Source organism: Stenotrophomonas sp. YJH_SMC_17 (genome assembly GCF_059371655.1).
Genome location: NZ_JCAFUU010000001.1, coordinates 99987 through 112629, shown reverse-complemented (window position 1 = coordinate 112629; position 12643 = coordinate 99987). Strand labels below are relative to the sequence as shown.

General features: G+C 66.9%; 9 protein-coding genes. 5 read left to right on the top strand and 4 right to left on the bottom strand.

Features of this window, described 5'->3' with window-relative positions; genetic code table 11:
* The first annotated feature begins 3 nt into the window (after positions 1-3).
* From AC5P8Z_RS00465 to AC5P8Z_RS00450, 4 genes are read left to right on the top strand one after another with little or no spacing between them, the layout of a single operon-like run.
* Positions 4-1224 carry a M20 aminoacylase family protein gene (locus AC5P8Z_RS00465; protein WP_495227744.1) on the top strand — a complete coding sequence of 407 codons (1221 nt, stop codon included), beginning with the start codon at positions 4-6 and terminating at the stop codon, positions 1222-1224.
* Entirely contained in the window at positions 1221-1772 is a 552-nt protein-coding gene (locus tag AC5P8Z_RS00460; protein ID WP_495227743.1) for a GNAT family N-acetyltransferase, read from the top strand. Before AC5P8Z_RS00465 ends, AC5P8Z_RS00460 begins: the two co-directional genes overlap by 4 nt.
* Positions 1769-3514: an amino acid ABC transporter permease/ATP-binding protein gene (locus AC5P8Z_RS00455; RefSeq protein ID WP_495227741.1), complete on the top strand. Its 1746-nt coding sequence runs from the start codon at positions 1769-1771 to the stop codon at positions 3512-3514. Before AC5P8Z_RS00460 ends, AC5P8Z_RS00455 begins: the two co-directional genes overlap by 4 nt.
* A gap of 16 nt (positions 3515-3530) precedes the next feature.
* A complete protein-coding gene (locus AC5P8Z_RS00450) occupies positions 3531-4508 on the top strand; it encodes an ABC transporter substrate-binding protein (protein ID WP_495227739.1) in 978 nt (325 codons plus the stop codon).
* Between the two features lie 149 nt (positions 4509-4657).
* Here the strand turns inward: AC5P8Z_RS00450 and AC5P8Z_RS00445 are convergent, their stop codons facing one another.
* Entirely contained in the window at positions 4658-7777 is a 3120-nt protein-coding gene (locus AC5P8Z_RS00445; RefSeq protein ID WP_495227737.1) for a galactose-binding domain-containing protein, read from the bottom strand.
* A 195-nt stretch (positions 7778-7972) separates the two neighbouring features.
* Entirely contained in the window at positions 7973-9049 is a 1077-nt protein-coding gene (locus AC5P8Z_RS00440) for an MBL fold metallo-hydrolase (protein WP_495227735.1), read from the bottom strand.
* Positions 9050-9153: 104 nt separating this feature from the next.
* Here AC5P8Z_RS00440 and AC5P8Z_RS00435 point away from each other — a divergent pair, with 104 nt between their 5' ends.
* Positions 9154-9765 (top strand): TetR/AcrR family transcriptional regulator, encoded by a 612-nt coding sequence (locus tag AC5P8Z_RS00435; RefSeq protein ID WP_286071758.1) that lies wholly within the window; start codon positions 9154-9156, stop codon positions 9763-9765.
* Here AC5P8Z_RS00435 and AC5P8Z_RS00430 read toward each other — a convergent pair.
* Together AC5P8Z_RS00430 and AC5P8Z_RS00425 are read right to left on the bottom strand one after the other, a co-directional pair.
* A complete protein-coding gene (locus tag AC5P8Z_RS00430) occupies positions 9762-11708 on the bottom strand; it encodes an EAL domain-containing protein (protein ID WP_495227733.1) in 1947 nt (648 codons plus the stop codon). The genes AC5P8Z_RS00435 and AC5P8Z_RS00430 overlap by 4 nt on opposite strands.
* 95 nt (positions 11709-11803) lie before the next feature.
* Positions 11804-12520 (bottom strand): SDR family NAD(P)-dependent oxidoreductase, encoded by a 717-nt coding sequence (locus AC5P8Z_RS00425; protein WP_495227732.1) that lies wholly within the window; start codon positions 12518-12520, stop codon positions 11804-11806.
* Positions 12521-12643: the final 123 nt, after the last annotated feature.

The window sequence follows — 12643 nt, the reverse complement described above, 5'->3', positions numbered from 1 at the left end:
GCGATGAGCGGAGAGAACTCGGTCGCGCCGGGCCATGCCCGGCGGGATCCCGCGTCCATCGGCGTGCTGCCGGAAATTGCAGCACGCGCCGAGGCCGCCATCGCGATCCGCCATGACCTGCACCGGCACCCGGAGCTGGCCTTCGAGGAGCATCGCACCAGTGCCCGCGTGGCCGAGCTGCTGCAGCACTGGGGTTATGAGGTGACCACCGGGCTCGGCGGCACCGGCGTGGTCGGCACGCTGCAGCGCGGGCGGGGCAGCCGTCGCCTCGGCCTTCGTGCCGACATCGACGCACTGCCGATCCATGAGGACTCCGGCCTGGCCTATGCCAGCCAGACCGAGGGCCTGATGCATGCCTGCGGCCACGATGGCCATACCGCCATCCTGCTGTCCGCGGCGCACTATCTGGCCCATCACGGCGATATCGATGGCACCTTGCAGCTGGTGTTCCAGCCGGCCGAAGAAACCGGCTCGGGGGCGTCGAAGATGATGGCCGACGGCCTGTTCGAGCGCTTCCCGGTGGATGCGATCTATGGCCTGCACAACTGGCCGGGCGTGCCGGTGGGCCATTTCGGCTTCGTCGATGGCCCAGCAATGGCCTCGGTGGACTGGGCGCGTTTGAAGGTGATCGGCAAGGGCGGCCACGGCGCCGAGCCACAGGGCAGCGTCGATCCAATCCTGGTCGCCGCGCACATCATCACTGCGCTGCAGAGCGTGGTGTCGCGCAATGTCGACCCGCGGCAGATGGGCGTGGTTACCGTGGGCTCGATCCATGGCGGGCAGGCGGCCAATGTGATTCCGGACGTGGTCGAGCTGAAGCTGACCGTGCGCGCCTACCTGCCGGAAGTGCGCGACACCCTGCGGCGCCGGGTCACCGAGCTTGCCGAGCAGACCGCTGCGGCGTTCGGGGCGCGCGCCGAGATCGAGTTCCCACGTGGCTTCCCCAGCGTGATCAACCACCCGCAGCAGACCGCCTACATCCGCGAGGTGGCGGTGCAGGGCTTCGGTGCCGAACAGGTCGTTCCCGAATTTGCGCCGCGCACCGCCAGCGAGGATTTCGCCTTCCTGCTGCAGGCGCGGCCCGGCAGCTTCGTGTTCGTCGGCAACGGCGACAGTGCACCGCTGCACAGCCCGCGCTATGTGTTCAACGATGCCGCCATCGCACCCGCTGCCAGCCTGTGGGCGCGGCTGGCCGAGGACTATCTGGTGAAGGACGCAGCATGAGCAGCAACGAACGCTTCCTCTATACCTCGGTGGATGACCCGCTGGCGCGGCCTTTGTTCGATGGCCTGGAGCAGGAGTACGACAGCCGCTACGCGGACGTGCGCCGCCGCATCGGCGGTAGCGCCCGCGAGGAGCTGCAGCGCTACCCGGCGCAGGCCTTCGCCGCGCCGGTAGGGGCGTTCGTGCTGCTGCTGCGTGATGGCCGTGCCGTCTCGGGTGGCGCCTTCATGCCGCACCGCGATCCGGATACCGCCGAATTCAAGCGCATCTGGACGCTGCCGGGCCTGCGCCGGCAGGGCATCGCGCGGCGCGTGTTGCAGGAGCTGGAAGACCAGGCGGCACGCCAGGGCTATCGGCGGGTGTTCCTGACCACCGGCTTCCGCCAGCCCGAGGCGGTCGGCCTGTACCTCAGCCATGGCTACACCGCGCTGTTCGATCTGGACGCGGATCCGGAGACCATCGCGCATCTGCCCTTCGAGAAGCATCTTGGACAACCGGCGGCGGTACTTTCGCCGTCGCAGGTCGTGCTGCACGGAGCCCACGCATGAGTACGCCTTCGTCCGCGCTTGAGGGAATCACTGCGCGTCCTTCACCGACGCCGGCGCTGAAGATCGTGCCGGCGCGCCATCCGTTGCAGGTGGTCGGAACGGTCCTGGCGCTCGCGCTGATCCTGATCGGCCTTCAATCGGTATTGGGCAATCCGCGTTGGGGCTGGGGCACCTTTGCCGAATGGTTCTTCGCACGCCCGGTGCTCGAGGGCCTGGGCCGCACGTTGCTGCTGACCGCGCTTGGTACCGGCCTCGGTTTCGCATTGGGTACCTTGCTGGCGCTGGCCCGGGTGTCCGGTTCGCCGCTGCTGTCGGCGGTGTCGTGGGGCTATGTGTGGTTGTTCCGTTCGATTCCGCTGCTGGTGCTGTTGCTGCTGCTGAACAACCTGGGCTACCTGTACAGCACCATCGAGATGGGCGTTCCGTTCACCGGCATCAGCCTGTTCTCGTACCCGACCACGCAGCTGATCGGCGTGTTCACGGCAGCTGTATTGGGTCTGACTCTGAACCAGGCGGCGTTCTCGGCCGAGGTGATTCGTGGCGGCATTCTCTCGGTCGACCACGGACAGTATGAGGCGGCCGCCGCGCTGGGCCTGCCGCGTGGCCGCCAGGTGCGACGCATCATCCTGCCGCAGGCGATGCGCTCGATCCTGCCGGCCGCGTTCAACGATGTGATCGGCCTGGCCAAGAGCACGTCGGTGGTCTACGTGCTGGCGCTGCCGGAGCTGTTCTACACCGTGCAGGTGATCTACCGCCGCAATCTGGAGGTGGTGCCGCTGCTGATGGTGGCCACGGTCTGGTACCTGGTGATCCTGACCGTGCTGTCGCTGTTGCAGCGGCGCGTGGAGCAGCGCTTCGCGCGCGGCCAGCTGCAGCGTGAGCGCTCGGTGTCGCGGGTGGCATCGCCGGTGCGCACATCCAGCGATGCTCCGCCGCGGATGGCCAACCGCCCGCGCATCGCCACCCAGGTCGAAGCGGGCGAGGGTGCTGCGGTATCACTGCAGGGCGTGGGCAAGGCGTTCGGCGAGCAGGCGGTACTGGAAGACGTGAACCTGGACCTGCGCGCCGGCAGCGTGACCGTGCTGATCGGTCCATCCGGTGCAGGGAAGTCCACGCTGCTGCGGCTGATCAACCACCTGGAACGTGCCGACAGCGGCTACGTGACCGTCGGCGGGCAGCTGATCGGCTACCGCCGCGACGGTGACACCCTGTACGAACTGCCGGAGCGAGAAATCCGTCGCCGTCGTGCCGAGGTGGGCATGGTGTTCCAGGGCTTCAATCTGTTTCCGCACCTGACCGCACTGGAGAACATCATCGAGGCGCCGATCGCCGTGCGTGGCGTACCACGTGCGCAGGCCGAGGAGCAGGCACGCACGCTGCTGGAGCGGGTCGGCCTGGCCGACAGGGCGGATGCGTTCCCGCGCCAGTTGTCCGGTGGCCAGCAACAGCGCATCGCGATCGCGCGCGCGCTGGCGCTGCAGCCGAAGGTACTGCTGTTCGATGAGCCGACCTCGGCGCTGGACCCGGAACTGGTGGCCGAGGTGCTGAGCGTGATCGAGGAACTGGCCCGTTCCGGCACCACGCTGGTGATCGTCACCCATGAGCTGGGCTTCGCCCGCCGCGTGGCCGACCACGTGGTGATGATGGACCAGGGGCGGGTGATCGAGCAGGGTACGCCGGAGGTCCTGTTCGAGCGCCCGCGCCAGCAGCGCACGGCCGATTTCCTGGCCAAGACCCTATAGCCCTGAAAGGAACACCATGAGCCCTGCAGCACCGCGTCGCCCCTCGCGCAGCACCCTGTTGATCGTGGGCGTGCTGGTCATCGGCATCGCCGGCATCGTCTACTCGCGCGTGCGCCAGGCCCCGGAGGCTGCGGCGGTGGTCGCGACCAGCCTGGCGGGAGCGAACAGCCCAGTGCTGAAGGGAACGCTCGATCCCAAGGCGCAGGCCTTGATTCCCGCGGGCTACCGCTTCGTCACGCCGGGGGCGTTCACGGTGGCGACCCATCCGGGACAGTTGCCATTGGCCGACTACGGCGCCGACAGCAAGGACGTGGTCGGCATCGAGCCCGACATCGCGCGCCTGATCGCCGATGCGCTGGGCCTGAAGCTGGTGATCGTGCCGGTGGCCTGGGCCGACTGGCCGCTGGGGCTGGAATCGGGCAAGTACGATGCGGTGCTGTCAAACGTGACGGTCACTGAAGAGCGCAAGAAGAAGTTCGATTTCTCCAGCTATCGTTACGACCTGCTGGGCATCTACACGCGCACGGATGGACCGATCCAGAAGATCGAGAGGCCGGCGGATGTGGCGGGCCTGAAGGTGGTGGTGGGCGCCAGTACCAATCAGGATCAGATCCTGCGCCAGTGGGACCAGCAGAACATCGCCGCTGGCCTGAAGCCGGTGGAGTACCAGTACTTCGACGACGCGGTGGTCGGCCGTTTGGCGGTGATCACCGGCCGCGCCGATGTCTCGTTCGAGCCCAATGCCACCGGCGCGTACTCAGCACGCGATGGCAAGGTGCGGCGCGTGGGCCTGTTCCCTGGCGGCTGGCCGAACGCCGCGGCGATCTCGGTGACCACACGGAAGGGCAGTGGCCTGGCCGACGCGGTGACGCAGGCGCTGAACACGCAGATTGGCAGTGGTACCTATGCGCAGGCGCTGAAACGCTGGAACGTGGCCGAGGAAGCGGTGCCGCAGTCGCAGACCAATCCGCCGGGATTGCCGACGCTGCAATGAGGCCGGGCGTGGCCGGCGCTACCTCCGTCTTTGTAGAGCCGAGCCATGCTCGGCTGCGGTTCGCGCGGTTCGCGGCAGAAGCATCCACGCATGGCGTGGATCTACTCGCGGAATCTGCCTTCTGTAGAGCCGAGCCATGCTCGGCTGCTCTACCAACGCGCCTCCAGCGTCTTGAAGGGCTTTGCCAGGCGCACACTCTCGGCATCGAACGCGGTAACCGCACGTCCATCCACACGCACCGTTTTCGGCATCGTCCGCGCCGGCCACCAGACCTTCACCACGGTCCCGCTGCGCAGCCCCTCGCCAAGCGCCACCGTCAGCACGCCGTCGCGTTGCCGCGCCTGCATCTGCAACGTGCCATACGCAGTCGGCAGGCGTTCCACCGCCAAGCCATCTCCCGCCACCCACGACGGCGGCGTGCCTGGCAGCAGCGACAGCGAATCATCGTCTTCGCGCATCAGCATGCCGAACAGCGTACGGCCGTATTCCGCACCGATCCACGTATGCGGCATGTCACCCAGATAGCGCGGGAAGCGCAGCCGTGAATGCACCACTTCGGCCAGCACCTGCCATTGAAGTGGGCGCCGATCATGCAGCAGGCCCTGCAGCAGTTCATCGGCTACCTGTGGCTGGCCAAGGTGCACGTAACTCAGCACGTTGCGGATCTCGTACGGCGTGTAGGCGTACAGCGCACCGGGCTGGCCGCGCTTCCGCACATCGTCCAGATAGCGGTCGAAGGTGGTACGCAAGGCTTCTGCGGGCAGTACGCTCTGCGCGCCGGTGGGGTCCAGCGCGATCGACACGCCAGTGGGATCGCCATCGCCAAGGTCGGCCGAGGAGGGAATGAAGTCGATGCCCTTCCACGCCATCGTTGCCCGGATCGAGGCGTGCAGCGCGTCGTAAAGCAGTTTGTACTGTTCGCGTGCCCACACTGCGGTCTCGTGGTCGCCCAGCGATTCGGCCAGCCATGCGCCATCGTGCCAGCCCTTCAGTCCCCAGTAGTCATCCCAGTAGCTGTGGGTGGGCGAGGGGTAGCCCTCATGGCTGATCGACGGCGCAAGAATGCCTGCGAAGCGCTCCGGCGCTGGCTGGTCGGCCTTGTAGCCGGGCACCAGCGTGCGCTCGCGCAGTTCCTGCAGGAAACGCAGCGCCGCCTTCACTTTCGGCAGATAGGTACGCACCGATTCCGGTCCGCCATCAAGGCGCGCGACATCGGCCACCAGCGCGACGTACTGGCCCTGGCTGTCGTACTCGATGTCCGAGCCGAAACCGGTGTTGACGCTGCCATCGTCGTTGAGGATCGGCGAGACCAGGCCGTTGGCATGTACCCCGTGTTCGCTGTACCAGGCCAGATAGTCACGCGCGACCTTGGCTTCGCCCATGCGCAGCAGCACCGCCGAGGTGGCCATGCCGTCGCGGATGAAGGAACGGTTGTAGTTGCGCGGGCCGGGCTGCATGGCCGGGCCGGTCTGGTTGATCAGCATGTACGCGGCCTGCGCGCGCAGCATGTCCACCAGTGAGGGATCGGGCAGGCGCAGCCCGACCTGGCCCAGCCGTGCCTGCCAGTCCGCAGAGGCCTGTGTGGCCAGCGCATCGAACGCGGCGCTGGCATCGCGGGGGAGCGTGGCCAGATCAAGCGCGGGTGCTTCCGGCAGCGCACCGTTGGCGTCTGCGGCGGCATTACCCAGCGGGAAGGCGACCACGACGGCATCGCTGGCACCCGGATCCAGCGAGATACGGTAGTCCAGAGCGGCGGCGGCCAGACCCTGCTCATCGCGTGTCTGCTGGGTGGAAGGCAGCTTCCCCGCGGCGAGAGCTGAGGTGATTTCCGTAGCACCGTCCTTTCCGAAGGGCGCCGCACCAGACGCCGCTACCGGCGTGAGCGAATACAACAACGTGCGGCCATTGATGCGCACGGCCTGACGGTCTACAGCAACGTCGCGGATCGGCGACAGGCCACCGTTCTGCCATGGCGGATTCATCTGCATCGGGCGCACGACGAGGCTGAGCGTGCCTTCGATCCTGGTGCTGCCGGTGTTGTGCAGGCGATGGCGCAGGAAGGTCACCGGCTGGCCATCACGTTCGATGGCGAACACTTCGCTGCGCAGTTCCAGCCCAGGCTGCGGTGACCACGTAGCGGATGGCATCGGCTTCCAGCCATCACGCAATGCATGCTGCACGTTCTGCCCGGCGGCACCTGCAGTGCTCCCATTGGCGCTGCGCCAGATCGGCTGCACCAACGGCGCGCCCTTGAAGGCTTCCAGATTGCCGTACTCGTCGAAGATCGACTTCTGTCGTCCGCCATGCACGCCGACCGCAGTCCAGTAGGTCTGCTGCATCTGCAGCGAGGCCGGGAACAACGCGCGCTGCGCGCCGCTGGCGGCAATCTGGTACTGCTTCATCGGTGTCATCACGGCTTTCGGGCCAAGCAGGCGCAGGCGTGCCACCGTGGGTGCAGAACCATCCACGCTCAGGCGGAATGCACGCACGGACTGTGCGGTATTGGCCGCGAGCCAGCTCTGCCTGTGATCGGCCGCCTGCGCATCGTGGGCCAGTTCCTGCCAGCGGCCTTGGGCGCCCTGCGCCTGCAGGCGGGCCGCACCGCGTGCGCCATCGGCCCATTCCACCAACAGGCCGGCGGTGGACAGCGCACGTGGCAGGGTGACTTCGAGCATGTGGCTGCCGCCTTTCCCGGTCGGCAGGGCGACCGCACGGCCGCCTTGCCAGAGTGCGGCTGCCTGCGTTGCATCAATACCGGCGACGCGTGCGCTGAGTGTGCTGTCCAGCGGCTCCATCTCGAAGATCGACACGCCCCAGTCGGAGGTGCGCTGCGGGCTGGCCAGCCGCAGGTAGCGCGCCTGGCGCGGCGCGAAATACAGCGTTTCCACGTCGCCCAGCGAATCGGCCATGGTGTACGCGGTCTGCCACTGCTGGCCGTCGAGCGAGGTCTGCAGCGAATAGCCTTCCGGGTTGGAGACATCCCAGGTGAGGCGGACGCCGGCCATCATCGCGGGGGCCCCCAGATCGATCTGGAACCAGTGGCCAGGACTGAAGGCACCGCCGGTGACGGTCTTCGGGTCGCCGTCGATCAGGTGGCTGATCGCCATCGCCGGCACCTGCTGAGAGGAACTGCTGGCCTGCCATTGGCTGCGCGGGGGAAGGGTCTGTGCCTGTGCCGAGGACGCCAGAGCGGCGAGCAGCAGGGTGGCGGCAGATCGCCACGGAATGGCTGAACGGGAGACCTTGGAGCGTTCGGCGCGCAACGTCATTACGGACAGCCTCGCAGGTTCGACCGGGATCGGGCGAGCGCTACGCTAGCAAGGGATGTAATCGGTTACATGACGCGCTGCAGCGCCGCGGGCATTTTTGTGTAGAGCCGAGCCTGCGCTCGGCTGCCGTTCGGGTAGACGCAGCCGAGCATGGCTCGGCTCTACAGGGTTCGCGGCAGGTCAAGGGGTACCCCGTTACAACTCCACCTGCTCCCACCAGCGCGTACCCGCCTCCGGCGCCTGCATGTCCAGCGCTTCACCCATCATCGGCGTGGCCACCGGCACGTTCTTCGCCGCGGCCAAGGCGGTGATGCGTTCGAACGGCTGCTGCCACGCGTGCAGCGCCAGGTCGAAGGTGCCGTTGTGGATCGGCAGCAGCCACTTGCCACGCAGGTCCAGGTGCGCCTGCAGGGTCTGCTCCGGCTGCATGTGCACGAACGCCCAGCGCGGGTCGTAGGCGCCGGTTTCGATCATGGTCATGTCGAAAGGACCGTACTTCTCGCCGATGGCCTTGAAACCATCGAAGTAGCCGGTGTCGCCGCTGAAGTAGATGCGGAAGTCGCCATCCTGGATCACCCATGACGCCCACAGGCTGCGGTCGCTGTCACCCAGCCCGCGACCGGAAAAATGCTGGCCCGGGGTGGCGGTCAGGTGCAGGCCGCTGGCCTCGGTCGATTGCCACCAGTCCAGCTGCTCGACCTTGCTGGCATCCACGCCCCAGGCGATCAACTGGTCGCCCACGCCGAGCGGAGCAATGAAGCGCGCGGTCTTGCCGGCCAACTGCATCACTGCGGCGTGGTCGAGGTGGTCGTAGTGGTTGTGCGAGAGGATCACGCCGGCAATCGGTGGCAGCTCGTCGATGCTGATCGGCGGCGCATGGAAGCGGGCCGGGCCCATCCACTGCACCGGCGAGGCGCGCTCGGAAAACACCGGGTCGGTCAGCCAGTACTGGCCGCGCAGCTTCAGCAGGATCGTGGAGTGGCCGATGCGGAACAGGCTGCGGTCAGGCGCGGCATCCAGCGTGGCGCGGTCCAGAGGCTGCACGGGAATCGGGCGATTGGGTACGGTGCCCTTGGGCTTGTTGAACAGGAAGCTCCACCAGATCTCCAGGCCGTCGCGCAGGCCCATGGCCGGCTTCGGCAGGGCGTTGCGGAACCTGCCGTCGCGGTACTGCGGCGAGTCGGGGAAGTCGGGGAGGGACCAGGATTTGCAGAAGGTGTAGGCGGTCACGGCGAGGATTCCGAGCAGGAGGACAAGGAGCAGGCGCTTCATGGGTGACGTCCGCTGGGTACACTGCACAGTGTAGTTTCCGTTTTTTGAAAAGTACACTGGCAAGTGTAAAATGGGCGCATCCGTTCAGCTATCCGGTTTCCGCCATGTCCCGTGTCCCGCAACGCCTGACCGACCGCAAACGCGAAGCCATCGTGCGCGCGGCGGTGGAGGAGTTCCGCGCCTCGGGCTACGAGGCGACCAGCATGGACCGCATCGCTGAGGTTGCCGGGGTCTCCAAGCGCACCGTCTACAACCACTTCCCGAGCAAGGAAGCGTTGTTCTCGATGATCCTGGAGGAGCTGTGGGAGCGCAGCGTGGCCAGCGATACGTTGCCGTACCGGCCTGACCAGACCCTGCAGGCGCAGTTGCTGCAGCTGGTAGGGCAGAAGCTTGAACTGCTCAGCGATGCCAATTTCATTGATCTGGCGCGGGTGGCGATGGCCGAGATCATCCATTCGCCGGAACGCGCGCAGGCCATCGTCTGCCGCATGGGCGAGAAGGAAAGCGGCGAGAGTGCCTGGATCCGCGCGGCCATCGCCGATGGCCGGCTGCGCGAGGTCGACCCGGAATTTGCCGGCCACCAGCTGCACGGCCTGGTGAAGAGCTTCGCGTTCTGGCCGCAGGTAACGATGGGGCAGGCGCCGTTGACTGTGCAGGAACGTGCACGCGTGGCCGAGTCGGCGGTTGCGATGTTCCTGGGCTTCTACGCAGTCTAGTTGGCGGCGAAACGACGGAACTCGTCGGCCGGCAGCGCTGCCGAGTACAGATAGCCCTGGCCGACATCCACGCCCAGTGCACGCAGTTGTTGTTCCTGCGCCAGGGTCTCGGTGCCCTCGGCCACGACAACCGCACCGCAGCGGTGCGCGACTTCGACGATGAAGCGCACGATCGACTGCGACTTGGCGTCGGACAGCGTGGCGATCAGCGCCTGCTCGATCTTGACCTCGGCAATGGCCAGCTGCGAAAGCAGGATCAGGGTTGAATAGCCGGCACCGAAATCATCCAGCGACAGGCTGACCTCGGCCGCCAGCAACTGTGCGATGTTGGCATCGACCACGTCGCGCTCGACGATCTCGGTCCATTCGACAATCTCCAGGCGCAGCATCGCGCCAGGCACATCGTGCAGCTGCAGCAGTTCCTGCAGGCGCTGGCCAAAGCCAGGCTGGCGCAGGGACTCGGCGGAAACGTTGACGGCAATGGTCAATGCTGTGGCATCAGGCCGGCACTCCTGCATGAAATGGATGGCCGACTGCAGCGTTGCCCATTCCAGCTCGGCCAGCCGCCCATGACGGCGCAACAGCGAGATCACCCGCATCGGCGCGATCAGCCGGCCCTCGCCGTCGCGCATGCGCAGCAGGGCCTCGGCGCCGACCAGCCTGCGATCCTGCAGGCGATGCTTGGGCTGGTAGCACAGCGGCGCATCCCCCTGCCGCAACCAGCGTTCGAGTGAGTGCTCGATCAGCGCGTCGATCTCGCTGTCGCGCTGGATCGGGTCATCGAAGAACACCACGCCCGATTCGACCGCGCTGAGCGCCAGGGTGATCGCGCGGAACGGCAAGTGGCCGTCGTCTGCAGCGGTGGGGGGCTTGAGTTCCACCACCGCGCAGCGGAACACCGGGCGGAAACCGGGCCAGTCACGGCCGACCCGATCGGCCAGGTTGCTGGCCAGCGCGGTGATCTGCGGCTGCATGCGCAGTTCGGACAAGCTCAGATCGCGTACCAGGATCGCCAGCGCGGCGTCGCCGAACTGATGGATCTCCAGCTGTCCGGTCGGCAGCGCGGGCAGCAACCGGTGCACCTCGTCGGTGGTGTCGCGCTGCCACAGGCCGTTGTCCTGCAGAGGACCGTAGCGCAGGCGCAGATCGCGCAGGTTGCCCATCTCGGCCACGATCAGGCAGGCCTTGCCGATGCCGTCGTTGTCGCGCCAGAAGTGCTGCAGGCGTTCGCCGAGCGCGCGCATGTTGGGCAGGCCACTGATCGGATCGATGCGCAGCCAGGCGTGTTCGCGCTGACGCTGTGCATCGATCTGCGCATCGTTGTAGACCAGTGCGAACACCGCGCCCAGCATCAGCAGCGATAGTGGCAGTGCCAGCAGGCGCTGGATTGCCAACTCCTCCACGGGTAGCTGATTGGCGCCGATGATTGCGACGCCCAGTGCCAGGCCCAACGCAGTGACGACGATACGCACGCCCCAGGCCTGCAGGATCATGCGCAGCGAGAGTTCATTGAGCATGCGCGGGTGCAGGCGCCTGCGCAGCCAGACGCCTGCCATCATCTGCAGTGCGGCCTCCAGGCCAGCAGGCAGGAAGTACAGCGTGCCGGCGAACTGATAGCGGGCCAGCAGGCTGGCGCCGAGGCAGGTCAGGCCGCCGCGCCAGCCGCCAAGCAGGCCACTGACCAGCAGGATGTCGAAGCCCAGATGGAGCTTGACCACCCCCTCGGTATAGCGGGCCACGAACCAGGAATTGAACAGGTAGATCAGGCCCAGCGCTACGCCTACGTACAGCCGGCGGCCGTCAATGGCGTGGCCGGCGCGACGGGTGGCGATCAGCAGCACGCCGATCATGCCGATCACCGCTGTGGCCTGCAGCAGGTACAGCGGCAGGCTGGGCAGGGCGCTGTCCAGGACCTGGGCCGCAACCCGTGAAAGCGCATCCATAGCAGGTTCCCGCCTGTGACCGACGGCAAGTGAGGAGCAGGGTAAACCACGGCCGCCTGTGCGGCCACCGCGGGTACCCTGTGCTGCCCATGGGGTCAGTAGCGCGGGTCGGCGATGGCGGGCAGTACCAGTTCACGTACGAAGCCGGACGGCGACAGCTGCAGCAGCGCACGCACCATGGTCACCACGTCGTGTACCGGCACAAGTTCGCCATCGCCGCGTGCTGCGGCCTCCGCTACGGGAACCGACAGTACGTCGTCGGTGTTGAGGTAACCCAGCTGCAGGCTGGTCACGGCCAGGCGGCGGTCACGGAAGCCCTCGCGCAATGCATCGGCAATGCCGCTGAGTGCGAACTTCGAGGCACCAAAGGCGACTTCCGGGCGACCGCTGCGTGGCAACGCCGAGGTCGAACCGGTCAACACCAGTTGCGGGCGCGGTGCGCCCAGGACGCGCGGCAGCAGGCGGCGCAGCAGCATCAGGGTCGCGGTGATGTTGACGTCGATCAGCTGTGCGAGGGCACTATCGGATTCATCGAGGAAGGCGTAATCGTCGCTGAAGGCGTTCGCTTCCCAGATGCCCAGGTTGTGGATCAGCACGTCGATATCGACCGGTGCCTGCGCCGCGATATGGTCGGCGGCCAGGGTTGGTTGGGCCAGGTCGGCTTCGATCCACTGCAGGGTGACGCCCGCGGGGCATTGGATGTCGCGCGGGCGACTGCGGGAGACGCCGACAACGGTATCGCCGGGTTGGCACAGGCCTTCAATGAATGCCCGACCCAGGCCCCTGCTGGCGCCGATGACCATCAACTTCATGTTGCTTCCTTGTCGTTGGGACTTGCAGCGGCTGCTGCTGCCTGTACGGGGCCGGCTACTGTGGACGGCGCGCGGCGATTCGTCCATTGCGTGCGCGTCGGCGTACTCATTCCGTTCAGCGCG

Bases quoted from the DNA above. Each gene is read 5' to 3' on its own strand.
- AC5P8Z_RS00465 (WP_495227744.1), top strand. From the start codon at position 4: ATGAGCGGAGAGAACTCGGTCGCGCCGGGCCATGCCCGGCGGGATCCC.
- AC5P8Z_RS00460 (WP_495227743.1), top strand. From the start codon at position 1,221: ATGAGCAGCAACGAACGCTTCCTCTATACCTCGGTGGATGACCCGCTG.
- AC5P8Z_RS00455 (WP_495227741.1), top strand. From the start codon at position 1,769: ATGAGTACGCCTTCGTCCGCGCTTGAGGGAATCACTGCGCGTCCTTCA.
- AC5P8Z_RS00450 (WP_495227739.1), top strand. From the start codon at position 3,531: ATGAGCCCTGCAGCACCGCGTCGCCCCTCGCGCAGCACCCTGTTGATC.
- AC5P8Z_RS00445 (WP_495227737.1), bottom strand. From the start codon at position 7,777: ATGACGTTGCGCGCCGAACGCTCCAAGGTCTCCCGTTCAGCCATTCCG.
- AC5P8Z_RS00440 (WP_495227735.1), bottom strand. From the start codon at position 9,049: ATGAAGCGCCTGCTCCTTGTCCTCCTGCTCGGAATCCTCGCCGTGACC.
- AC5P8Z_RS00435 (WP_286071758.1), top strand. From the start codon at position 9,154: ATGTCCCGTGTCCCGCAACGCCTGACCGACCGCAAACGCGAAGCCATC.
- AC5P8Z_RS00430 (WP_495227733.1), bottom strand. From the start codon at position 11,708: ATGGATGCGCTTTCACGGGTTGCGGCCCAGGTCCTGGACAGCGCCCTG.
- AC5P8Z_RS00425 (WP_495227732.1), bottom strand. From the start codon at position 12,520: ATGAAGTTGATGGTCATCGGCGCCAGCAGGGGCCTGGGTCGGGCATTC.